Annotated in this window: 26 protein-coding genes; 12 read left to right on the top strand and 14 right to left on the bottom strand. The window is 67.1% G+C overall.

Annotated features, from left to right (window positions below; all coding sequences use genetic code 11):
* Window positions 1-78: 78 nt before the first annotated feature.
* On the top strand, window positions 79-1,245 hold the full coding sequence (locus tag KY501_RS09015) for a CPBP family glutamic-type intramembrane protease (protein WP_309242954.1): 1,167 nt from the start codon (window positions 79-81) through the stop codon (window positions 1,243-1,245).
* A 57-nt stretch (window positions 1,246-1,302) separates the two neighbouring features.
* Here the strand turns inward: KY501_RS09015 and KY501_RS09010 are convergent, their stop codons facing one another.
* The 3 genes from KY501_RS09010 to sglT all read right to left on the bottom strand — a co-directional run bounded on the left by KY501_RS09010 (window position 1,303) and on the right by sglT (window position 4,096).
* Complete coding sequence (locus KY501_RS09010; RefSeq protein WP_224362264.1) at window positions 1,303-1,518, bottom strand: DUF5818 domain-containing protein; 216 nt, start codon at window positions 1,516-1,518, stop codon at window positions 1,303-1,305.
* Window positions 1,515-3,299, bottom strand: coding sequence for a S8 family serine peptidase (locus KY501_RS09005; RefSeq protein ID WP_224362346.1), 1,785 nt, complete (start codon window positions 3,297-3,299; stop codon window positions 1,515-1,517). The genes KY501_RS09010 and KY501_RS09005 overlap by 4 nt, the downstream gene beginning before the upstream one ends.
* Window positions 3,300-3,460: 161 nt before the next feature.
* Window positions 3,461-4,096: a type IV pili motility protein SglT gene (gene sglT, locus KY501_RS09000; RefSeq protein ID WP_224362263.1), complete on the bottom strand. Its 636-nt coding sequence runs from the start codon at window positions 4,094-4,096 to the stop codon at window positions 3,461-3,463.
* A gap of 268 nt (window positions 4,097-4,364) precedes the next feature.
* On the opposite strand from sglT, the gene KY501_RS08995 reads away from it, so the two are divergent.
* From KY501_RS08995 to KY501_RS08985, 3 genes are all read left to right on the top strand, one after another.
* Complete coding sequence (locus KY501_RS08995; protein ID WP_224362262.1) at window positions 4,365-4,787, top strand: hypothetical protein; 423 nt, start codon at window positions 4,365-4,367, stop codon at window positions 4,785-4,787.
* 102 nt (window positions 4,788-4,889) lie between these two features.
* Window positions 4,890-5,849 carry an alpha/beta hydrolase family protein gene (locus KY501_RS08990; protein WP_224362261.1) on the top strand — a complete coding sequence of 320 codons (960 nt, stop codon included), beginning with the start codon at window positions 4,890-4,892 and terminating at the stop codon, window positions 5,847-5,849.
* Window positions 5,850-5,937: 88 nt separating this feature from the next.
* A complete protein-coding gene (locus tag KY501_RS08985; protein ID WP_224362260.1) occupies window positions 5,938-6,378 on the top strand; it encodes a type III secretion system chaperone in 441 nt (146 codons plus the stop codon).
* Window positions 6,379-6,431: 53 nt separating this feature from the next.
* Here the strand turns inward: KY501_RS08985 and KY501_RS08980 are convergent, their stop codons facing one another.
* The 3 genes from KY501_RS08980 to KY501_RS08970 are packed head-to-tail and all read right to left on the bottom strand — an operon-like array spanning window position 6,432 to window position 9,634.
* Window positions 6,432-7,628 carry a class I SAM-dependent rRNA methyltransferase gene (locus KY501_RS08980; RefSeq protein WP_224362259.1) on the bottom strand — a complete coding sequence of 399 codons (1,197 nt, stop codon included), beginning with the start codon at window positions 7,626-7,628 and terminating at the stop codon, window positions 6,432-6,434.
* A gap of 3 nt (window positions 7,629-7,631) precedes the next feature.
* Window positions 7,632-8,489: an HAD-IIB family hydrolase gene (locus tag KY501_RS08975; protein ID WP_224362258.1), complete on the bottom strand. Its 858-nt coding sequence runs from the start codon at window positions 8,487-8,489 to the stop codon at window positions 7,632-7,634.
* Window positions 8,486-9,634, bottom strand: a complete 1,149-nt coding sequence (locus KY501_RS08970; RefSeq protein ID WP_224362257.1) for a hypothetical protein — start codon at window positions 9,632-9,634, stop codon at window positions 8,486-8,488. Before KY501_RS08970 ends, KY501_RS08975 begins: the two co-directional genes overlap by 4 nt.
* A gap of 105 nt (window positions 9,635-9,739) precedes the next feature.
* Between KY501_RS08970 and corA the strand changes: the two genes are divergently transcribed.
* Together corA and KY501_RS08960 are read left to right on the top strand one after the other, a co-directional pair.
* A complete protein-coding gene (corA, locus tag KY501_RS08965; protein WP_224362256.1) occupies window positions 9,740-10,684 on the top strand; it encodes a magnesium/cobalt transporter CorA in 945 nt (314 codons plus the stop codon).
* A gap of 19 nt (window positions 10,685-10,703) precedes the next feature.
* Entirely contained in the window at window positions 10,704-11,489 is a 786-nt protein-coding gene (locus KY501_RS08960) for an alpha/beta fold hydrolase (RefSeq protein WP_224362255.1), read from the top strand.
* A gap of 3 nt (window positions 11,490-11,492) precedes the next feature.
* Here KY501_RS08960 and KY501_RS08955 read toward each other — a convergent pair whose 3' ends face one another.
* The 8 genes from KY501_RS08955 to KY501_RS08920 form a co-directional block, all read right to left on the bottom strand.
* The gene (locus KY501_RS08955) at window positions 11,493-11,858 is read right to left on the bottom strand and encodes a N,N-dimethylformamidase beta subunit family domain-containing protein (RefSeq protein ID WP_224362254.1); all 366 of its coding nucleotides are present in this window, start codon (window positions 11,856-11,858) and stop codon (window positions 11,493-11,495) included.
* A 333-nt stretch (window positions 11,859-12,191) separates the two neighbouring features.
* Window positions 12,192-12,569 (bottom strand): hypothetical protein, encoded by a 378-nt coding sequence (locus KY501_RS08950; protein WP_224362253.1) that lies wholly within the window; start codon window positions 12,567-12,569, stop codon window positions 12,192-12,194.
* A 35-nt stretch (window positions 12,570-12,604) separates the two neighbouring features.
* The gene (locus tag KY501_RS08945) at window positions 12,605-13,609 is read right to left on the bottom strand and encodes a dipeptidase (protein WP_224362252.1); all 1,005 of its coding nucleotides are present in this window, start codon (window positions 13,607-13,609) and stop codon (window positions 12,605-12,607) included.
* 141 nt (window positions 13,610-13,750) lie between these two features.
* Window positions 13,751-14,866: a serine/threonine-protein kinase gene (locus KY501_RS08940; RefSeq protein ID WP_224362251.1), complete on the bottom strand. Its 1,116-nt coding sequence runs from the start codon at window positions 14,864-14,866 to the stop codon at window positions 13,751-13,753.
* A gap of 299 nt (window positions 14,867-15,165) precedes the next feature.
* Window positions 15,166-15,705, bottom strand: coding sequence for a hypothetical protein (locus KY501_RS08935; RefSeq protein ID WP_224362250.1), 540 nt, complete (start codon window positions 15,703-15,705; stop codon window positions 15,166-15,168).
* A gap of 180 nt (window positions 15,706-15,885) precedes the next feature.
* Window positions 15,886-16,437 (bottom strand): hypothetical protein, encoded by a 552-nt coding sequence (locus KY501_RS08930; protein WP_224362249.1) that lies wholly within the window; start codon window positions 16,435-16,437, stop codon window positions 15,886-15,888.
* A gap of 23 nt (window positions 16,438-16,460) precedes the next feature.
* Entirely contained in the window at window positions 16,461-16,973 is a 513-nt protein-coding gene (locus KY501_RS08925; protein WP_224362248.1) for a hypothetical protein, read from the bottom strand.
* A gap of 9 nt (window positions 16,974-16,982) precedes the next feature.
* Window positions 16,983-17,651 (bottom strand): hypothetical protein, encoded by a 669-nt coding sequence (locus KY501_RS08920; RefSeq protein WP_224362247.1) that lies wholly within the window; start codon window positions 17,649-17,651, stop codon window positions 16,983-16,985.
* 106 nt (window positions 17,652-17,757) lie between these two features.
* Between KY501_RS08920 and thiS the strand changes: the two genes are divergently transcribed.
* Genes thiS through KY501_RS08890 form a run of 6 tightly spaced genes read left to right on the top strand, consistent with a single transcriptional unit; the run spans window position 17,758 to window position 22,531 of the window.
* Window positions 17,758-17,961: a sulfur carrier protein ThiS gene (gene thiS / locus KY501_RS08915; RefSeq protein ID WP_224362246.1), complete on the top strand. Its 204-nt coding sequence runs from the start codon at window positions 17,758-17,760 to the stop codon at window positions 17,959-17,961.
* Window positions 17,962-17,969: 8 nt separating this feature from the next.
* Window positions 17,970-18,752: a thiazole synthase gene (locus KY501_RS08910; protein ID WP_255636064.1), complete on the top strand. Its 783-nt coding sequence runs from the start codon at window positions 17,970-17,972 to the stop codon at window positions 18,750-18,752.
* Window positions 18,752-19,381: a thiamine phosphate synthase gene (locus tag KY501_RS08905; protein WP_224362245.1), complete on the top strand. Its 630-nt coding sequence runs from the start codon at window positions 18,752-18,754 to the stop codon at window positions 19,379-19,381. The genes KY501_RS08910 and KY501_RS08905 overlap by 1 nt, the downstream gene beginning before the upstream one ends.
* A gap of 22 nt (window positions 19,382-19,403) precedes the next feature.
* Window positions 19,404-20,444, top strand: a complete 1,041-nt coding sequence (locus KY501_RS08900; RefSeq protein ID WP_224362244.1) for a hypothetical protein — start codon at window positions 19,404-19,406, stop codon at window positions 20,442-20,444.
* Window positions 20,445-20,468: 24 nt separating this feature from the next.
* Entirely contained in the window at window positions 20,469-21,350 is an 882-nt protein-coding gene (locus KY501_RS08895) for a DUF4129 domain-containing protein (protein ID WP_224362243.1), read from the top strand.
* Window positions 21,347-22,531 (top strand): DUF4350 domain-containing protein, encoded by a 1,185-nt coding sequence (locus KY501_RS08890; protein ID WP_224362242.1) that lies wholly within the window; start codon window positions 21,347-21,349, stop codon window positions 22,529-22,531. The genes KY501_RS08895 and KY501_RS08890 overlap by 4 nt, the downstream gene beginning before the upstream one ends.
* Window positions 22,532-22,538: the final 7 nt, after the last annotated feature.

Below are 22,538 nucleotides of genomic sequence, written 5' to 3'. Positions count from 1 at the left end.
AGTACCGGCATTATAGAGAGTTGCGTCGCGGACGCTTCACGGATTTCGCGCACCTTTTTCGAGAGTCAGGAGATCCCGGTGGAAGATTCCACCCCTAACCCCCTCCCCGAAGCGGTTCCTCCTGCTCCCGAGCCTCTCCCTCCGACGATGAGCCCGCTGATGGTGGCTGCGGTCACCACCGCGTTGGGTCTGGCGAGCTTCCTGACGCTAGGAGGCGTCGTCCAGCTCCTCAACGCGGCCTTCGGCATCTGGTTCACGGAGATCTTCATCTTCCTGGCCATCCCCTGGGTGCTGCTCCGGCTCGCACGCTATGAGCCCTTGGGGTTCACCGGGGTGCCGTCCTCTGGGCTGGCGCCCGCGGCGCTCGGCTTCGGGCTGGGAGTGGCCAACTTCTTCGCCTTCGTAGTGCCTATCCAGTTCGCCGCCCAGTCCGTGGCGCCGCAGTGGCTGAGGGACATGTTCGACGGCAGCCGCATCTTCGAGGGGCAGAACTCCTTGGAGCTGGTGGTGATGCTCGCGGGCGTCTCCCTGGCCGCGCCCGTCTGCGAGGAGTTCTTCTTCCGAGGAGTCTTCCAGAAGGGGCTGCTGGCCACCACGCTCTCCCGGACGAGCGCCGTGGTCATCACCGCGGTGGTGTTCAGCGCCTTCCATATGGATCCGGTGGGCTTCACGGCGAGGGTGGAGCTGGGCCTGCTGTTCGGGGCGCTGAGGCTCTACACGGGCTCGCTGTGGCCGGGGATCCTTGCCCACTCGGCCAACAACATGGTGTCCTCGATCCTGTTCCTCTCGGCGCGGCAGATGGGCTCGGAGGGGGCGGACGAGGAACCCGAACTCCAGTCCGTGATCCTGCTGATGATTGTGGGCCTGGGCGCCATGGGGCTCCTGCTGTCCATCGCGCGCAAGGTCCCGGCGTTCTGGGGACCCAAGGAGGACCCCTCCCCCGTCACGCGGAGTGCCCCCTCCCTCATGCGGCTGGCGCTGCCGTGGGCGGTGGCGGCAACCCTCTCCGTGGGAGCCCTGGTGTGGCTGGACAACCGGGGCATCCGCTTGAGCTTCGTCGACATGCAGTACCAGCTCCCCAAGCTGCCCAAAGACGCCACGGACTCGCAGCAGCAGGAGCGACGGGAGTTGCTGCGGCTGAGGGAGGATGTCCGAAAAGGGCGCATGCCCATCGAAGCCTATGAGGAGGAACGCGCCCGGCAGGCCTCGAAGACCTCTTCGGAGAGCTCACCCGAAAAGCAGTGAGCCCTCCGGCGGAGGACTCCGCCAGGAGGGCTCGGACCGAGTGCTGGAGGCTCGGTGCTACAGGAACTTGTAGGAGGCCACGTTGAAGATGGGCCCCACCATGTGGAGCGTCACCGAATCGTTGTCGACCTTGCCGTCGACTTCGACGCGCTGCCCCTCCTTCTTGATCTTCCGATCGCCTCCGGCGAGCTGGTAGGTGCAGCCGTCATCGCCCTCCAGCACCCACACTCCCGTCTCGATGTCTCGGAAGGCGACGCGCCCGCTCAGCTTCATACCGTCTCCTTCTTGAGCATGGCGCGGCCGATGAAGGTGCAAATCAGCATGTTCACCACGAGCCACGGCATGGCCAGGAAACTGAAGGGCATGTACGCCAGGCCGGGCGCCTTGGACCAGGCCGCGTAGCCCAGGAAGCCCGCGAAGCCGAGTGCCAGGCCGCCAATGGCCGGCCGCAGAGCGCGGAACTTGATGGCGAAGATCGAGAGCACCGTCGGGATGAGGGCGCTGTAGAAGAGCGGATTGGCCAGCTTGCCCCGGCCGAAGATGATGCGCTCCCAATCGGGGATGGGCAGCGACACGGCGTTCACCACGTCGGAGGAACCGCCGAACCACGAGCGCGCGAAGAACACGCCCACCGTCGCGAGCAGCAGCGGCACGAGGAAGCTCGGGGTGAAGAGGATGTTGAGGAAACCTGGCCGAGCGCGACGCCCCAGGGTCATCAGCACGAACGCCAGCAGCGCCAGCGCCCACCAGAGCGAGGGCCACTGCCCACCGGTGCCACCGAGCGCCTCCAGCGAGGCCTTCGCGTTGAGCAGACCGTGGCCGTACTGCTCGCTCCAGGCCTGGCCATTGACGCGCTTGGCGCCCTCGAAGAGGGCCTTCTCCACCTCATCTGGACCGCTGGCACCCGCCGCATACAGAAGCGCCGCCACCGCCGCCACGTGCGGAGTGGCCATGCTGGTGCCCTGATACGAGGCGTACACGGAGCGCGACACATCCCGCGGATCGATCGTGTTCTGGATGATGCCGTTCTGCTCGCCCTTGCGCTTGTCACCACCCGGAGCGGCGATGTCGAGATCCTTGCCGTAGGACGAGTACGGAGCCAGCGTCCCATCCGGGCCCACGGCGGACACAGCCACGGCACCCGGGTAGGCCGCGGGGTACTCCACGCGATTGCGCGCGGCATTGCCCGCCGCAGCGACCACCGTGACGCCCTTCTTGCGCGCGTACTCCACCGCGTCGGCCATGGCCTTCGAGTACCCGCCACCGCCCAGCGACATGTTGATCACCTTGGCGCCGTTGTCCGCGGCGAAGCGGATGGCGTCCACGATGTCCGCCGAGGTGCCAGCGCCAAAGTGGTTGAGCACCTTCACCGGCATCAGCGTCGCCTCGAAGGCCACGCCCGCCACGCCCTCGCCGTTGTTCGTCGCCTGGGCGATGGTGCCCGCCACGTGCGTGCCGTGCCCGTGGTCGTCGTTGGCGTGCTCATCGTCGTTCACGAAGTCGTAGCCCTTGGCGAACTTCGCGCCCTTCAGGTCCGGCACCTGCTTGAAGTCGTCGTAGTCCTCGTAGGCGATGCCGGTATCCAGCACCGCCACCACCACGCCCTTGCCCTTGCTGCTGTCCCAGGCCTTGGGCATGTCGATCATCTGCAGGTTCCACTGCTTGCCGTAGTCCGGATCGTTCGGAGTGAAGCTGGCGCGGAACTGCATCAGCGGCTCAGCGGACTCCACGGCGGGGTTCTGACGGATGCGCTCCAGGGCGCTCTCCACGTCATCCACCCCTACTGCCACGGTGAGGCCATCATCCTTGCCCTCGATCGAGTTGAACTCGAGGTCCACGCCCCACTCGTCCTCCCACGCATCGAACTGTTCCTTGGTGGTGCCGTCCTTGAAGTCCACCAGGATGCTGCCCGGCACCAGTTCCGCCTCCGCGAGGTCCAAACTCGGGGCTGACTGGCTCGTCTCGGGGGAGGAAGGCGCCTCGCTCTTGGACGAGCAGGCTGCGGCTCCGACCACCGCGAGCGCTACCACCGCGTTTGCCAGGATCCTTTGCATCATCGGCACTCCTCAAAAAGCGGGGTACTTCTTCAACAGACCCTACGAACGAATGGCGGAACGATTGGGTCTGTCTTCCAGTCTGGTCGACTGGAGGCCCGGCCGGCAAGCCGTGACGTGTTGAGAAACCTTAAGAAGTTGGAAGGCTTACGCGGCATCGGTCACTCGCCCGACAGCCGCTTCAGCCACGCGGCCAGGAACCGCCCGACCTGCGAGAGATTCCTGTGGAAATTGGGCCCCGCGTCATCGATCACCTCCAGCTCGCCCCGAGGCGCCTCTCCCACCGCCGCCGCCAGGGCCGCTCGAGACAGACGCTTGTCCTCCTCGCCCACCACCACAAGCAGGGAGCGATCCAACCGCGTCAGCTCCACCAATTCCACATCCGCGGGAGCCACCAGGCACAGCCCGCCCACCGCCGGGTGCCGGGCTTGCAACGCCATCGCCACCTGGGCTCCGCCGTGGAGCGAGGCCACCGCGAGGCTGGCGCTCTGGGCGTTCTCCAGCAGCACGCGCATGGCGGCCTCCGCGTCCTGAATGAGCTCCTCGCCCGTGCCGCGAGAGCCCTGGCTCCCTCCGACGCCCCGGTAGTTGAACCGAAGCGTGGGGAAGCCGGCCGTGGCCGCAGCCCACGCGAGCTCCGCGGCAATGACGTGATCCATTCCCCCGCCCTCCTCAGGCCGAGGCGCGAGCACGAGCAGGGGTGGCCTCTTCACGCCCCGGTGAGCCGTGCCCTCCATCACCTCGCGGCCGACGGGGATGAGCGTCGGGCGCTCGAGGAACTGCCCTTTGGTGACCATGCACAGGCACCTTAATCCTCGCCAGCCCAGGTGGCCGCTCCCTCGCACGAGAGCCCAGTGAGTCTGAAGCGACCCAGAGAACAGATGTTCAGCCAAAACACCATTCCTGATCGCAAAATGATCCAGGAATGATCCGGTGGTCCGCCATAAGACGCGGGGAATCTTTCCGGCACTCCGTGGCCCTCCCGAGGGGACCTGGGGCCTCTTTGCCGTCCGGTCTGCTAGGCTGGGCAGCCCCGTTTTCCCCCGCCCGGAGATCCAGCCCCCTATGACGCGAGAAGAAGCGCAGCGCCTGGCGAAGGCGCTACTGGCAGCCACTGGCAACCCCGACAGCCCTGGCCTCAACCCTCAAGGCTTCGGCGGCGTCGCCGTGGAAGGCGCGCAGCTCTATTTCGAGTGGCATGACAAGGAGCAGGCGCTCGAGTGCAGCGCCCTCATCTACAAGTTCAAGGATCCGCCCAAGCCCGGCATCATCGAGGGCTTCGAGCAGGAGCAGAAGGCCGGCACGGACACCGGTGGCGGCACGGTGGACTATGAGAAGGAGAACAAGTCCCTCTTCCTCAGCCGCACCTATACCCAGGCGCCTCCGCAGTCCTCCTTCATCGAGGACATGAAGAAGCTCATGAAGGCCAGCATCGTGTGGAACGAGACCGTGCTCGACCGCGTGGCCTCGAAGGTTTTCAAGAACTAGGCCGCCCAACGCATCGCGTTATTCCTGGGCCGCAACTTTTCCAGCCCAGGTACGACAATCCATCCCAAAGGCAGCACCTTCCCAAAAATTACGGAGTCCCGAATGAACCCCATCGAGCGCGGCCGCAATCTCCTCAACCAGGTGAAGACCGGCGCCGAGAAGGCCGTCAACAAGGTGGAGACGGCCGTTGAGAAGACGGTAGACAAGGTCCACGACGTGGCCGTGGACGCAGGCCACAAGATCCACAACGTGGTGGACGGCTTCGAGACCAAGGCCGTCAGCGGCGCCAAGGCGGTGCAAGGCTTCTTCGGTGGTGGCAACCAGGCGGACCGCGTCTATGACGGCCAGTTCGTCGGCACCGGTGGCAAGACGTTCCCGCCCGGCACCGCGCTGAAGGACATCCCCGGCGTCACCCCGAAGAACAACCCGAACCCCTCCGAGACGATCGTCTACGTCAACGGCATCAACACGACGAAGGACGGCCAGTACGGCAGCCTCGAGTCGATCGCCGAGACGACGGGCGCCAAGGTGGTGGGCATCCACAACGCCACTGAGGGCATGGGCGCCGACCTGGCCCAGTGCGTGAAGGACAAGCTGGACAAGGGCACCAACCCGGCCGTGGACACGCTGGCGGACACGCTCTACCAGGAGATCAAGGCGGGCCGCTCGGTGCACGTGATGGCGCACAGCCAGGGCGGACTGATCACCAGCCGCGCGCTGGGCCATGTGTACGACAGGCTGCGCTTGGAAGATGGGATGTCCAAGGGCGATGCGCAGAAGGCCATGAGCAAGCTGAACGTGGAGACGTTCGGCGCGGCGGCCATGCACTACCCGGACGGCCCCAACTACGTGCACTACGTGAACAAGAGCGACCTGGTGCCCGACGCCTTCGGTCTGGGCCCCACCAAGTGGAACCCGCTGACGGACGGCGGCCAGGGCTCGGTGACGCACCGGTTCAACGAGTTCCACCTCAACCCCATCGAGTCGCACAACTTCGAGTCCGTGTACCTGCAGCACCGCGTGCCGTTCGACCAGGCCCGGGCTGGCAAGTTCAACGACTGAGATGGCGACCGCACCTCGAAGTGGCCTTGGCGGCCTGCTGATGTCGTGGGTGGCCGGTCTGGCACCCGCGTCCCCGGCGGGTGCGCCCATGACTCGGGAGGGCGCCCAGCGGCTGGTGCAGTCCTTCGTCCGGCCCGAGGGTCCGCTGCAGAGCCCGGGGCTGAACGCGGAGGGCTTCGGTGGCCTCGTCATGGGCGGGGCGCAGCTCTACTTCGAGTGGCATGAGGACACGCAGGCGCTGGAGTGCAGCGCCCTCGTGTACAAGTTCCACGAACCGCCCAAGCCCGGCGTGCTCGAGACCTTCCAGAAGGAGGAGAAGGAAGGCACGGACACGGGCGGGGGCACCGTGAGCTACGAGCCCGAGAACCGCGGGCTGTACCTCAGCCGGACCTATACGGTGGTGCCGGACGAGCGCACCTTCGCCAAGGAGATGAAGCGGCTGATGAAGGCCAGTCTCCGGTGGAGCGACGAGGTGCTGGACCGCGTGGCCTCGCGCGTCTTCCACCCCGAGGAGCTCGAGCAGAAGTGATGCGCTGGAGGTGAGCAGCGGAGGCGACTCCCCTGCTCCCTCGCGCCTTGTGCTCACACCGAGGCGAGCACGTAGAACTTGAGGTACTTCCCCTCGGGGAACTGCAGGCGGACCGGGTGATCCGGCGGTTGGTAGCGCTCCTCCACGAGCGCCAGATCCACGCCAGCCTTGAAACCCGCCTCGCGCACCGCGCCCATGAAGTCGTCGGGGCTGACGCGCGCCGAACAGGACGCCGTGGCCAGCAGTCCTCCCGGCCGCAGCAACGCGAGCGCCTGCCGGTTGAGCGACGCGTACCCGTCGATGGCCGCCTGCACCGCGCGCTGGCTCTTCGCGAAGGCCGGCGGGTCCAGGATGATCAGATCAAACGTGCGTCCCTCGTCCTTGAAGGACTGGATGATTTTGAAGACGTCCGCGGCGAGGAAATCGTACTTCTCCGCCGGCAGCCCGTTGCGCGTGAAGTTCTCGCGGGCCAGCGCGATGGCGTCCGGATCCAGGTCCACCGAGAAGACGCTCCGGGCTCCGCCCAGCGCCGCGTTCACCGAGAAGCCTCCGCTGAAGCAGAAGCAGTTGAGCACATCCCGGTCCTTCGCCAGCCGACGGATGAGGAAGCGGTTCTCCCGCTGGTCCAGGAAGAAGCCCGTCTTCTGCCCGCGCCACGCGTCCACGAGGAAGATGGCTCCCCGCTCGCGGATGGGGATCAACTCCGGCGCGTCAGGCCCGTAGAGCATCCGCCCGGTGCCTCGGCCCTCGTCATCCTCCACATCGTCCCGAGCCACCTCGTCCCGGCCGATGATGCCTTTCAGCTCGGGGATCGCCGACTTGAATGCCTCGACGATGAGGTGGCGGTAGGGCGTGAGGCCGGCCGAGTACAGCTTGAGCACCACATGCCCCGCATACAGGTCCGCGACCACGCCCGGCAGCCCGTCCCCTTCACCGTGGAGGAGGCGGAAGCTGTCCGTATCGGTGAGATCAATGAGGCCCTTCCGTTCGGCGAGCGCCTGCTTCACCCGCCGCGCGATGAAGTCCGCGTCGATGTTCTCCCGCGGATCCCGCGTGAGCACGCGCACCGCGATGGCTGAGTGCGGATCGAAGTAGCCGCGCGCGACGAACTTCCCACCCTCGGTGAGGTCCACCACGCTGCCGGCGGGAATCTTGGGCACCTGCTCTAGCGCCTTGCGGAACACCCACGGGTGGCCTGCGCGCAGGTGGCGGCCCAGTCCGCGGGCCAGCTCGAGTCTCACAACGTTCACGAGTCACTCCTGAAGAGCCGGGCGATGGCCTCGCTGGGCGAGAATGGCTCGAGCCAGTTCCTCGAAGCCCCTCCCCTCGGCCGCCCGGGTGATGAAGGCCGGTGGCGCGTCGATGCGGTCCAGCACACCGCGCACGTTGGCCACGCCCACACTGAGGCTGAATGCCTCGAACATCGGGGCGTCATTGAAAGAATCCCCGGCATACACGGAGCAGCCATCCTTGGGCGTCAGCAACTCGCCCCAGGCCACGCGGGCGAAGCGCCGGGACATGGACAGCTTGTCGAAGCGCCCGATCCAGCAGTTCACGTGCACCGAGGAGCGCACCGCCGTCACACCCCGCGCGCGCAGCAGCGACTCGATGCGGCCGGCCGCCGCGTCTCCCAGCCGGGCCTCCTCGTTGTAATCGATGGCCAGATCCACCTCGGTGTACACGCTGTCCGAGGACAGCCGGGCCCCGGGAACCTGGCGCAGCACCCGGAGCACCTCCGAGCGCAGGCGCTTGCGGTTGGCCGCTCGCTCCGAGGGCGCCTCAGCGTACACCCGGCGCAGAGCACCCTTGGTATCACGGACGAAGAACAGGCCACCGTTCTCCACGATGACCCCATCCACCGGGAGTGTCCGAGCCCAGGCCTCGCCCCACCCCGCGGGCCGGCCGCTCACAAGCACCACCCGTAGCCCTGCCTCGGAGAGGCTCTCGAGCGCACGGATCGTCTGGCTGCGGAGCTTGTGGCCCGTGGTGAGCGTGCCGTCCACGTCCGTGAAGACACTGTCTACCTGAGAGAAATCTGCCTCTCGGAGAGGCCGGGGAACCGTCGCGCGACTGCTCGGACTCGCCTCCTGGGAACGACGCGACCGCCTCACGTGATCCCCAGGTTGGCCAGCAGTCCTTGCAGGTTCTCCAGCGTGGAACGCAGCTCGGCACCGGTGAGCGAAGCCAGCGGTGCCTTGCGCGCCTTGCGCAGGAAGGCATCCATGTTCGATTCCCGCCCGTAGAGAGACTGCCCGATGGCGGCGGCCTCGGCCAGCAAGCGCGCGGCAGAGGCAGGATCCGAATTCACCAGCCCGAACGCCCGCTCCAGCCGCACGCCACACGCGGCCCAGACCTCGCGGTCATTGATGATGAGCACCTGCCGCTGATTCATCGCGGCCAGCGAGCGCACGAGCGAATCGAGCGATTCCACGACGCTGAGCACCTCCTCTTTGGGTGGAGCGGCCATTTCCACCAGCGGCCCCACCTTCCCGCGCAGCTCGATGAAGTGCCGCTTGTCCTGGGCGCGCAGGCCCCGGTACGCCGCCGTCCGGCCGAAGGCGTCCATCTCGTTCTGGAGCTGCACGACGTTGTTCTGCACCTCTCCCGGCGCGGCATCGCGCACCTTCGCCAGCCGCGCGGAGAGAATGCGTCCCAGGTCGGCCACGATGGCGCGCACCGTCATGGAGGCCTTCACCTCGGCCTCGTAGCCGGGGACCACTTCCTTCCGGGCCACGTCCCCGAAGGCGCTGATGGACGTGAATACGAGATTGCTGATCTGCTCGCGGAAGAAGGACCGGAAGCGCTGGATCTCCGCCAGCAGCGTCCACCGATCGGACACCACCGAGGGGTTGCGCATGGTCTCGCCCAGTTGGGTGATCTCCTGGGCCATCTGAGTCATCGCCTCCTGCAGCGAGACCGATGAGTTCCTGACCCGGTCCGGGAACGAGCCCGGCGCCGCGCGGTTCGCCGACGGCTGGGGCGGGAACTGCTCCCGGATGACATTGAGCAGCCTGTTCACGTCCACCACTGTGTCCCGGATGACGGGAGCCATCTCCTCCCACAGGGACAGGTCTGCCCCCGTCTCGGTGGAGTGCGTCTCATACTTCACCAGGTCCATGTCGCTGAGTCGGGCGATGGCCTGTGCGGCAGCGGCGTACACCTTCCTCAGCCGGGCGGTGAACGCCGGATCCGGCAGCGTCTGGAGGATCTGCTCGAGCCTCGGAGAGAGAATCGGGGGTGGGGTATCGGCGGACACGGGGTCACTCTAGACCGATCTGGGGCCGGTGGGTTCTCGACTTCTGAGCCGGTTGGTTCTAGCAATCCGGAGCATGTTGCGCTCCCAGCATTGTGAGTCCGCCTCATGAAGATGCAGGTCTGTGTGCTGCACGAAGGTCGCACCCTCACCGGCGGCGAGGAGTTGCTCGACAAGCCCGGTATCAAGTGGATCGACGTGCTCGCCCCCAGCGAGGAGGGGCTGATGAAGCTCGCCGAGCGCTACTCGCTGCATCGGCTGGCCGTCGAGGACTGCCTCCACCTGGACCAGCGGCCCAAGCTGGAGGAGTACCCCAACCACCAGTTCATCGTCCTCCAGGGGTTCACCGCCGCCAAGGACATCTGCGACCTGACCCTACAGGAGCATCACTTCTTCCTGGGCCCTGACTGGCTGATCAGCGTCCACGAGTTCCCCTTCGATGCGCATGACGAGATCCGCCGTCGGGTCGAGAACGATCCGAAAGGAACGATCGAGCGCGGAGCGGACTTCATCCTCTACCTGCTGGCGGACGTGCTGATCGACAAGCAGTTCCCGATCCTGGACTCCTTCAACGACGAGTTGGAGGACCTGGAGGTGGCCATCTTCGAGCAGGCGGAGAAGCAGCACCTGCAGCGCATCTTCGAGCTGAAGCGGATGCTGGTGACGTTCCGGCGCGTGCTGTCACCGCAGCGGGACGTGGTGGGGCTGATGTCCCGGCGAGGCATCCCCAACATCCAGGAGAAGACCACGCTGTACTTCCGAGATGTGTACGATCACCTCGTGCGGCTGTACGAGCAGATCGACAGCGGCCGGGACATCCTGGGCAACGTGATGGACGGCTACCTGTCCATGGTGGCCAACAAGACGAACGACATCACCAAGCAGCTCACCATCTTCGCGACGATCTTCCTGCCGCTCTCGTTCATCGTGGGTTTCTTCGGACAGAACTTCAACGAGATCCAGCGCACGGACTTCTACTACGCGATGTGGGTGATGATCCTGGTGATCCCCATCGGGCTCATCGTCTGGTTCAGACACAAACGGTGGATCTGAGCGCCTCTGGAGGAACTCCATGCTGACGGTGACTGTCGACGGCATTCCCCTGCACTACCGGGACGTGGGCCAGGGGTTGCCGGTGCTGCTGCTCCATGCGTTCCCTCTGAACGGTTCGGCGTTCGACGCGCAGGTGAAGGCGCTCTCGGGCCGCTATCGCTTCATCCTCCCGGACGTGCGGGGTTTCGGACAGAGCAAGCTGGGCGAGGGCCCCACGGAGATGGGGCGCATCGCGAGGGATGCGCTGGCGCTGCTGGACGCGCTGAAGATCGACTCGGCGGTGGTGGGCGGTGTCTCCATGGGCGGCTACGCATCCATGGCGCTGCTGCGAGAGGATGCGGGGCGGGTGCGCGGACTGGTGCTGGTGGATACCCAGGCCACCCCGGATGACGAGGCGGGCCGGGCCCGGCGCGAGGCCACGGCGAAGGAGGCCCTGGAAAAGGGTGTGGAGCCCCTGGTGCAGGCACAGCTGCCGAAGCTGGTGGCGAACCCGGATTCACCCGCGGGCCGCGAAGTCGCTGCGATGATGCGGGCTGCGGCCCCCCAGGCGGTGGCGGCGGCACAGCGGGGCATGGCCCTGCGCGCGGACAGCAAGGACATCCTCGCGCGCTACGCGGGCCCAGCACTGGTGGTGGTGGGCGAGCACGACGCCATCACGCCCCTGGAGAAGGCAAAGCAGATGGCTGACCTCATCTCCGGGGCTCGGCTGGAGCTCATCCCCGGCGCGGGGCACCTGTCGAACCAGGAGCAGCCCGAGCGCTTCAACCCGGTGCTCGACAGCTTCCTGGCTTCGATCACGGGCTGAGCCTCAGGAACGAGGCTCCTCGGCTGGAAGCTCCTTCACCACGAGCGAGGTGAAGCTCCGGAACCCATCCGCGCGCGTCACTTTCAGCACGTAGAGACCCGGCTCCCAATCATGGGCCACTGTGAAGGAGAAGGACTGTTGCGCGGGACACGCGGAGCGTGAGCACCGAGGAGGTGTGGCAACGGTGAAGGGAGTGCTGCTCCACACCTTGGCGGCTCCAGTCCCTCCGTAGACTCCCAACCGGAAGACTTCGGCGCGAACCAGGGAGATCTCGTTGGTGGAGACCTCCACGGAGATGCTCTCTCCAGCCCGTGCGGCCTGAGCCGAGGCGCTCACCTGCAGCTGGCTGGGACTGGCCGGCCTCCCCATGCGCCAGGAGGGGTCTCCTTGCAGGCCACTCGTACGAGGGCGAGGTTCAGGTACGGGAGCTCTCACGAACCGGACGTCCTGTGGGGCTGACGGAGGAGCCTTCACGAAAGCGGAGGCTTCGCGCACCACCGGTCGCGCGACGTCCCTCGGCGCTTCGGTTAGGGAACGCGGATCGCTCCCCCAGCCCCCTGCCCACAGCCATGCCACGGCCCCCAGCCCCCATAACCCCCACCCCACCATGCCCACCCCCCACTGCCCAGGACAAGGTAGGCACAGGCAACCCGCCTGCCAACCGCCAGGATCCGGCGGCCCGTGGCTCAGCGAAGGAGGAAGTTACGGCTGGCAGACAATCTGGGTGCCATCCTGGGTGCAGGCCTGACAGGACTCGGTCTCCACGAGCACTCCCATCCGACACTCCACGACGGCCAGGCCATCCGCCCGGCAGAGGCCACGACCCTCGGCGCTGTTCGCGCAATTGTCCCCGGCGACATTGGCGGAGGTGTCACAGCGGATGGAATCGCTGGACTCCAGGCAGCCCAACGCGCCTCTGCAGGGAAGCGCGCGCCACACGCCCTGGCGGCACTCGAGCGCCTGCTTCTCATCGAGGCAGACATAGCCCGTGGTCTCGCACGAGTCGCCGACGTCCGGGCCACCGCACCCGGAGAGGAAGAAGAAGCCAACCAGAGGAAGAAGGGCAAGGAAGCGGTTCATGCAGGCGCCGACTATCCCGGGCCTCACGAAGCCGGTCAACCGCCGAGCGTCTCTCGGAAGTAGCGCCGGAAGTTGCCCCCCAGGATCCGCTCCACGAGCGGCTCCGGAAAGCGGCGCAGAAGCACCTCGGTGAGCCGAGGCAGATCCGTCACGTCCCGGAAGCCCTTGGGCAGCGCCACCATCCCGTCATAGTCCGAGCCAATCCCCACCCCCTCCTCCCCCATGACGTCGAGCGCGTGCGAGATGTGGCGCGTCACATCTTCGAGGGTGTCCCCGCCCAGATAGATGGGAGCGAGAATGATACCCACCACGCCCCCCCGGTCGGCGATGCGGCGGAGCGACTCATCCGACAGGTTGCGCCACCCTCCCCCGGCACCGCGCACCCCGGTGTGCGAGCAGAAGAAGCGAACAGAGGGGTAGGCAAAGAGCTCCTCCAGCGTGCGCTCGGAGGCATGGGCCACATCCACGCTCAGACCCACCCGCGCCATCTCCCGCACCACTTCCTGCCCCAGGGGCGTGAGGCCTCGGTTTCCCATCATGGGAAAGGAGGAGCCCCCAAGATCGTTGTTGGAGAGGTGGGTCAGGCCCATGAACCGCACTCCGCGCCGGTGCAGCTCCGCGAGCCGGTCCACACGCCCCTCGATGGCATGCCCACCCTCCACGCCGAGAATGGCGGACAGCTGCCCGTGAGCCAGGTGCTCCTCGAGCAGGGCAGCGGAGGTGGTGATGCGCACCCGGCCCTCGGAACGGCGACAGAAGTCCGCGAGCCGATCGATCTGCCACACGGCCCGGTTCCACTCCCCCGAGCGCGCCTCTCGGGGCCAGCCTCGCCAGGCTGCGAACGCCGGGAAGCCCCCGATGAAGGGGAACCCCCGGGTAACGATGGTGAAGCACTGCAGCTTGACCCCCGCCTCAAGCAACCGGGGGAAATCCACATGGCCCTCGGTGGAACGAACACAGAGGTCACGGTTCCACATGAGCGAGTCCGCATGGCCATCCGCGATGCACCACCGCCGGTGGAGTTCGTTCACGTCGCTCATGGCGACAGTCTCGGACGACATGCATCGAAGGACAAGCCACCTTCACCGGGCCTGCCTCACTCGCAATGCTCAACCGTCGAGAGGCACGGCGGGGAGCGCCCGACAAGAGCGCTCCCCCCGCCTACGACTGAGGTTCAGAGACTACTGTGAGCCTCCACCGGGCTCGTCACCGGGGAGATCCTCTTCCGGGATCTCGGCACCACTGCCGCGTCGCATGGCATCACCGCGGATGCGAGCGATCTCGCGCTGCGCCTCCCGGTGGCCGTAGCAGCGCCCCTGGCCCCCCAGGAAGGCCCACAACTCATCCCGCATCTCCATGGCAGACGGGTAGCGCACGGAGGGGTCTCTCTGGAGCGCCCGGGTGATGATGGCCTTCATGGCAGCGGAGAGCGCCTGGGTGGCGCGCTCCAGGTGTTCCGGGCGGAAGCGCTCCATGCGCATGGCCATTTGCGAGGCGGGCACCCAGCTCTGCTCCTCGCTCTCGAGAGAAGCCTGAACGGTGTTGGGATCCCCGGCCTCATGCATGGCCTCTTCCACCTCTGGCAGATCCAGCAGGTGCTGGCCTGTCACCATCTCCAGGAGGACAACCCCGAGAGAGAAGAGATCGGACCGGGCATCCAGCGGATGGAGCAGGAGGTACTCCGGGGAGGAGTAGGCAATATCCCCCTTGAGCAGCGGCCCCACCGTGGACATGCGGCCGTCCATTTTCGAGTAGGCGACAGCGAAGTTGGTGAGCTTGACGTGTCCCTGGGTGCCAATGTGGATGTTCCGAGGGCTGACATCCCGGTGGATGATGCCCAGCGGGCGGCCTTCGGCATCACTCAGCATGTGCGCATGGACGAGGGCATCCGCGACCTCACCGGCGACGTAGGCCGCGAACTCCTCAGAGAGGGGCTCTCGGCGCATGGCCGCCAGATTGAGGAGGGACTCCAGCGAGGAGCCATCCACGTGTTCCATGACGACATGCGGTGAGCCCTCATGCATGCGCACCAGGAACACTTGGGTGATGCAGGGGTGGTTGAACTGAATGGTGAGCTTGACCTCTTCCAAGAGCCGTGAGCGGGCGACTGCATCCGAGGGCTCCTGCAAACGCTTGATGATCACCGAGCTGCCGAGGACTTCCGAGTACCGGCGGCGCGCGAGCAGCATCTCTCCGCTGCTGGTGGATCCGAGGTACCGGACGAGCTCGTAAGAGGTGGGACCCGAAGAAAAGAGGATGATGGGTTTTGACGTAGAACGTTCACTGGGTGGGAACATCTCGTGCACTCCTTGAAGATTGGGCACGCGAATGGCCGCGCGTGTGACGGCTGGGGAGAGCAATCCAACCTTATAGGTTGGCCGTCCGGCATCCTACCAGAAAGCGCACCTGGGAGCGCGGTAGCTCTGCATCCAGGTAGGAATGACGGGAAGAACCTCATGGGTCGTCACCCTACCAAGGGGGGCAGACATTCCCTGCCCTACCCGCTCCATCCGTTGGCGAACTCCGCGCCGCATAAAAGAAAACGGCTCCCGCCGGGAGGCGAGAGCCGTCTTCTGGGTACCCCACCCGTGGGGTTCTACTTCTTCTTCACGGGGGTGAGGATGACGACGTCGCGAGCGACCAGGTCGTCCCCATCCGCCACGTAGGAGGCGCGCACCTCGGTGCCCTCCTTGAAGTCATCCAGATCGACCTCGCGGCTGTTCTGGGTTACACGAGTCTTGTCATCCGTCTTCAGCTTGACCTCGACGTTGTCCTTGGCGGGGACCACCAGAACGAGCGAGTCACCCGTCGTGGACCGCACCTGTCCCTGAACGGTCTCGTTCACGGCCAGGGTGTTCGTGTCGTTGCGCAGGTCCTCGGCGCGCTCCTGGTCCGCCTTGGCCACGTCCTGCTGCTCCTTGGCGACGTCCCGCTGGGCATCCGCGATCTCTTCCTGCTCGTCCTTGCGGATGTCAGCCCGCTCCTCGTTGGCGTCCTTGTGAGCCTCGGCGATGTCGCGTTGGGCGTCCTGCTGAGCCTCGGCGAGCTCGCGCCGCTCCTCCTGGGGACTGCGCTTGCAGCCCGTCGAGAGAGCCAGCCCTGCCACTGCCGCCACCGCCACCATGAGCTTCCGCATGCACCTCTCCTTTCGTTGCCTGACCAGGGAGCAGGGCTCCCCGGCGGTTGGGCAGAAAGTGGGTGCCTCCCCAGCACCTGAACAGCGCTTGTCAGAGTGCGGTGGCCACCTTAGGGGTAGCAGGCGACCGGCCGAGCCCTCACAGGTCAGCTCGCACCTCTCCGCAGGTTGACGAAGCCATTACTTGCCCCCGTCCGTGCCGCCATCCACGCCCCCATCCGAGGGGACTCCTCCGTCGGTGTCGCAGAACGGAGCGCCGCCCTGAGCCCATCGCCCAAGAATCTCGCGCTCCTCGGCGGTAGGGGCGGGACTGCCCATGGGGGGCATGTCCTGGAGCCGCACGGCACGCGCTTCGATGCGGGGGGCCATCTCCAGGGCGCCCTTGACGCCTCCGGCCGACTCGTAGATGTCCAGTTGGAAGTCTGTCCTGCCGCTGTTGCTGTGATCCGTGCCATGACAGCTCGACAGACAGTAGTTGGCGAGCAGCGGCTGGACGTCCGTACACCACGTAGGAACGGGCCCGGTCGGGATCTCACCCCCATCCGAGATGCCGGGCAGGCCCAGGGCCTCACAGGTCCGCCCTGCCCCGGGGCGCGCCGCGACGCACACGTACGAGTCCGGGCAGTCCTCCGCGACCTCGCATTTCTTCCCGGCGAAATCCATCACCGACACGGTGCAGCCCACCACGGCCACCACGCCGGCGACACACACACTCAAGACGGCTCTTTTCATGGCTGGCTCGGTTGCCCTCCACATCAGGGAGTGCCCCCATCACAGAAGGGTGCCCCACCGGCCGCCCAGCGCCCCAGAATCGCACGCTCGGCATCCGTGGGGGCGGGATTGCCCGTGGGCGGCATGGTCCGCTGATCGAACGCGCGGACCTTGATGCGCGCGGCCATCTCCTTGGCCCCCTTGGGTTGGTTTCCCGTCGGCTCGTAGTAGTCCAGACGGAAATCGGTACGACCACTGCCAGACGACACCTCTCCATGGCAGCTCGACACACAGCTCGCCGCCAGAATGGGCTGGACGTCCTTGCAGTACGTGGGCACCACGCCCCCATCCGTGCCCCCATCCGGAGTCACACTGGGCGGCGGGTAGATGACCTCGCAGAAGCGCTGGCCCTCCGGCCCCACGCAGGCATACGCCTCCGGGCAGTCCGTGTTCGCCGAACACGCGCGTCCCGCGTTCTCGTCCTGGGAGATGATACAGCCCGCAGCCGTCAGCACGGCCGCGAGCGTGAGGAAGCCACCTGTCAACCTAGCGTCCACGCGCCCTCTTCAGAAATGGTAGGTGAGGCTCGCCGCATCCGCGGCCGGTTCCGGAAGGATCTCCAACAACAGCCCGTAGGCGATCGTCAGGCCCGCCACGCCATACAGCACGTTCGACGTGGCCGCGGCCGTACGAGCCCGGCTCAGCGTCGCCTGGGCCTCACGGGCGGACTCCAGGGTCTCCGCTCGCTTCGCCTCTCCTCGAGAGAAGTAGCCGAACCCCACGCCACCCAGTAGCAAGACACCACCCGCGACATAGGCATATCGGTGCCCGTGGATGAACGGCTCGGGAGCTCGCGTGGGCTTATCCAGCACCCCGGCGGGAAGCGAGGCCTGCGCGGGCTTCGCCTCGAGCACGGGCTTCGTCTCGACAGGGCGCTTCTCCTCCTTCGTGGACTTCGCCTCGGGCGCGGGCTTCGCCGCCGGCGTGGACTTTGTCTCCTGCACGGGCTTCGCCTCGGGCGCGGGCTTCGCCTCGGGCGCGGGCTTCAGGTCCGGCGCGGGCTTCAGGTCCGGCGCGGGCTTCAAGTCCGACTCAGGCGTTGAATCAGGCGCGGGCTTCGCCGGCACAGTCTTCGGCGGCGGCGTGCGAGAGGCCTTGGGCTTGGCCGCCATCGCGGGCAGGGCAATCGTCAACGCCAGGACGGATACAGCGAGCTGGCGGGTTGCAATGAGCATGGGGGCGAGTATAGCGGGCCCTTCCTCCTCTGCAGCAGTCCGTACGCGTTGACAGCGGCAGAGAGCACTTGTAGTGCGTCGGCTTCCAGGTAAGGAGCCACCACCCGTGGAGGTTTGGGTCAACGGAGAAGCACGTGAGGTGCCAGAGGGTACGACCCTGTCGGCCCTCCTCGAGCTGCTGCGGATCGGCAGCGGCCCCGGAGTCGCCGTGGAGGTCAACGCGGAGGTGGTCCGCCGAGCCCGTCACTCCGAGCACCGCCTCCATCCTCACGATCGCGTAGAGATCGTCACCTTCGTAGGTGGCGGGTAGGAGAACACATGAGCATCCAGGATACCCCCTTCACCCTCGCGGGCGTCACCTTTCAGTCCCGCCTCATCGTCGGCACGGGCAAGTACCCCAGCCATGAGGTGATGAAGCGCTGCCATGAGGCCTCCGGCGCCGAAATGGTCACCGTCGCCGTCCGCCGCTTGGATCTCCAGGCGCGCGGCGAGGCGTCGCTGATGAACTGGATCGACACCTCGCGCATGCGCCTGCTCCCCAATACCGCCCTCTGCTACACCGCCGACGACGCCGTGCGCACCTGCCGGCTCGCCGAGGAACTCGGCATGAGCAAGTGGGTGAAGCTCGAGGTGCTCGGCGACGAGAAGACCCTCTATCCTGACGTCGAGGAGACGCTGAAGGCCGCGCGCGTCCTCGTCAAGGAGGGCTTCACCGTCCTGCCCTACACCTCCGATGACCCCATCACCGCCCGCAAGCTGGAGGATCTCGGCTGCGCGGCAGTCATGCCGCTGGCGGCGCCCATCGGCTCGGGGCTCGGCATCCGCAATCCCCACAACATCCGCCTCATCCTCGAGACCGTGAAGGTCCCTGTCATCGTCGACGCCGGCGTGGGCACCGCCTCGGACGCGGCCATCGCCATGGAGCTCGGCGTGCACGGCGTCCTCATGAACACCGCCATCGCCGGCGCCAAGGACCCGGTCCGCATGGCCGTCGCCATGCGCAAGGCCGTGGAGGCAGGACGGGACGCCTTCCTCGCTGGCCGCATTCCACGCAAGGCCTACGGGAGCGCCTCCAGCCCCCTCCAGGGACTCGTCGAGTAGTGTCGGCCCCGCCTCGGCTGATCATCATCACCGACTGGCGGCTTCCTCGGGCACGGCTGCTCTCGGCCCTGGAACGCGCGCTGGAGGCGGGGCCCGAGGTCGCCGTCCAGCACCGTCACCCGGACGCTCCCGCGCGCACCTTCCTGGAAGAGGCAAGGTCGCTGGCGGAGCTGTGCCACTCACGCGGAAACCCGCTCTTCGTCAACGGGAGGTTGGATGTGGCGCTCCTGGTCGACGCGCACCTGCACCTCCCGGCCCATGGCCCCACCGTGGAGGACGTGCGTCCTCACCTGCCCGCCGGGCGGCGGGTCAGCGTCGCCGTCCATGACGTGGAAGAAGCCCGGCTCGCTCGTGGCGCCGACCTGGCCCTGGTGAGCCCCGTCTTTGCCCCGGGCTCCAAGCCGGGAGATACCCGTCCACCCCTGGGCCTGGACGGGTTCCGAGCTCTGGCCGCTTCCCTGGAGTGCCCGGCCCTCGCGCTCGGAGGGCTGACTCCCGAAAGAGCCCTCCAGGTGCCCGGGGCTTTCGGGTTCGCCGTCATCTCCGCCGTCCTGGAGGCCGAAGATCCCGCCGCCGTGGCCCGAGCCCTGCTGCGCCCCAGCTCGCTCTCCCTCCAGGTGCCGGAGTGAGTCGCGGTATGCTGCCCCTCCTGTGAGCACCTCCTCTGGCATCAAGGACCTGCGTCCGCTCGCCCTCGGCGAGCTCATCGACCGCTCCGCCATCTTCTGGCGCGCCCATCTCATACCGCTCTTCGTCCTCTGCCTCGGCTTCGAGCTCGTCAACTACATCCTCGCCAAGGGCGTCACGCTCTTCCTCGAGCACACCAACGCCCTCATGCAGGGCAACAAGGCGGTCCAGGCCCGCATCGAAGCCGACCCCATGGGGGTCCTCGGCGATGTCGGCACGATGATGGGCTCCCTCTCCCTCCTCTCCATCGTCGTCATCTGGAGCTACTGGCTCGCCACCCTCGTCATCACCCGGTACGTCGTGCCGCTCCAGCTCGGAGAACCCTCGCGCCCCGCGGATGGACTGCGCCGAGGCCTGCGCCAATTGGGCTCCTTCACGGGCGCGTACCTCCTATCCCTGCTCTGGGGCGCAGGGATCACCCTGCTGCTGATGATCCCGGGGGGACTGCTCTTCGGAGCGGGCGCACTCCTGGGAAAATCCGCCGCCAGTTCGGGCGCCAGCGTCCTGGGCATCGTGCTCGCCGTCGGAGGCACCCTCGTGGTGGGCCTCGGATGGCTGGCCGCGTTCCTCTGGTACTTCCTTCGCTTCTCCCTCCTTGCTTCCGTGTTCGCCATGGAGGATCTGTCCGCTGTCGCCGCATTCCGGCGCTCGGGAGCACTCATCTCGGGCCGCATCGCTCCCGGCTTCATGGGCCGGGTGAAAGTCCGGGCCATGGTCCTCTTCACCGCCCTGTCCGGCATCGTCATCGCGGCCAGCTTCGTCTTCAGCCTCCCCTCCTGGATCCTCCGCGCCGCCTATGGCCAACTGACCGACCCCTCCGCCGCGGCGGAACATCCCATCCCCCAGGCCCTCCTCGTCCCCGTGGAGCTGTTCCAGGTCTTCGGACAGTCCGTCTTCACTCCCCTCGCCCTCGTCTTCTACGCCATGTTCTACCTGGACATGCGGATGCGCCGGGAAGGCCTGGACCTCGGACGCCGCCTCGACACCCTCCGCCCCGCTCCTTGATGGAGCGCCTCTCGTGAGCGTCTCGTGCTGACCCTCGCCCTGCCCCTGCTCCTCGCCTCGGTGCCCTGCGCGGACCTGGAGGCCAACGTCCGGCTCATCGAGGAGACCTCCAAGAGCCGCCCCGCGGAGCTCGGCGCCATCCTGGAAGGCCTCGAATCTCGCGCGGGTGGGCTCCCACTGCGCCCCTCCGGAGATGTCCCCCCAGAGCAACTCGCCCGCGACGTGGTGACCCGGCTGCGAGCCGCCTGTGCACTCCAGGAAGAGGAAGCGCACGCCCAGGAGCCCGTGCCCCCGAGCAGCCCGGACCGGCTCCGCGCCATCCTCGACCGGCCCGAGTTCGCCCAGGCTCGCAAGCGCAACACCGATATCCTCCAGAGGCTCTTGCGCCAGCTCAATGCCTGGCTCGACAGCTTCTTCCAGTCCCGAGGCGCACAGACCTTCTCCATCGCCACCCGAGCCGTAATGCTCGGGTTGGCCCTCGCCGTCGTGCTCTGGGCGGCATTGCGGTTCCGACGTCAGCGCCGCCCTGAAGGAGCCCAGGCGCTCGGCACACCGGGAGAAGCCGCTCCGCTCGAACTCGACTCGCCTCGTGAGCACCTCCGACGAGCCCGAGAGGCACTCGCCTCCACCCCGCGCGAGGCCATCCGCCAGGGGCTGCTGGCCCTCTTGTCCACCCTGGAAGAGCGCCAGCTGGCCCGCCCCGACCGAGTGAAGACCAACCGGGAACTCGCCGCCGAGCTGCCTGGACGCGGAGCCCCCGCCCCCCTCGTCCAGGAGGTGGAGCGGCTCGTGCGCTGGTACGACCGCGCCTTCTATTCGCTGTCCCCCGTGCAAGCCGAGGAGGCCTCGCGCTTCCTGGCGGATGTGGAACGCCTGCAGGTTTCTTCCCCTGGAGAGGCGGCATGAAGAACCTGCGCACCTTCCTCTTCTTCGGGCTCCTCATCACCCTCGCGGCGGCGATGGGGCTCGTGACGCGACAGGCTCCGCCCGAGTCCACGGTTCCCTCCGTGGACAATCCCGGCCCGCTCGGGCTGCGCGCCCTCTACCTCTATATGCAAGAGGGCGGCGCCACGGTCACCGCTCACCAGGAGTCCCTCGAAGCGCTGCCTCCTGGCACACGGACCGTCGTCATCCCGGCTCCCCACGCTCGGGCCGTGTCCCCAGCGGAGGTGGAGGCACTGGAGCGATTCGTCCGCTCAGGAGGAACACTCGTCGTCCTCACCTCCCGGGAGAAGAACTCGGGCCAGCCCGCTCTCGATGACTTCCTGCAATTGGAGCAGGGCCCCTGGTTGCCCGCGGATGAGTCGGGACTCCCTCAGGGAGAACAGGACCCGGGAGGCACCACCGTGGGCTTCTGGCTCCCCGTGGGTGCCGCGCGTGACCTGAAGCACTTCCGCGTGTCACGTGAGCACGGTGTCTCCGTGGGCCTCGCGGAGGCCGTGCCCCTCGCCGGCCAGGGCAACAGCGTCGTGCTCTGGCGGCTCGGAATGGGACAGGGCGAGGTGTACGTGGCCGCGGGAACGGACCTCGCCGAGAATCGGCGGATCGAACTCCTCGACAACCTCCGGTTCTGGGACGCGCTCGCTGCTCGGGGGCCTCTCGTGTTCGACGAGTTCCACCATACGGCGGTACCCCCGCCTCCCCTGTCTCGCGGGCTCTGGGTGTTCGCGCTCCAGTGCCTCGCGGTAGGAGGGCTCTACGCCTTCGCCCGAGGCACTCGCTTCGGAGCCCCCAGGCCCCAACTCCCCGAGCGCCATCGCTCGTCACTGGAGTACGTGCAGTCCATGGGATGGCTCGCGCGCCGTGCCAAAGTCGAACGCGAGCTGCTGCCCGAGCTGGCCCGCCACCTGCGCCAGCTCATGCAGGATCGGCTCGGCGTTCCCCTGTTGCTCTCCGAGCCGGAAGCCGCCCGGATGCTCGAGCTGCGATGCGGAATCCCCGCCGCTCACTACCTGGAAGCCCATGCGGAGCTGGCCCGAGCACTCGACGCTCCGGCCATCTCTCCCAAGGACTACGCTCGCGTGTCCGCCCGGTACGCACGGCTGGAGGCCGTCATCACCGGACGGGCCTCCGCCGATACCCCCTGAGCCCTCA

It is taken from the genome of Hyalangium versicolor (assembly GCF_020103695.1).
Classification (GTDB): domain Bacteria; phylum Myxococcota; class Myxococcia; order Myxococcales; family Myxococcaceae; genus Hyalangium; species Hyalangium versicolor.
This window is presented reverse-complemented; position numbering and strand designations above follow the sequence as displayed.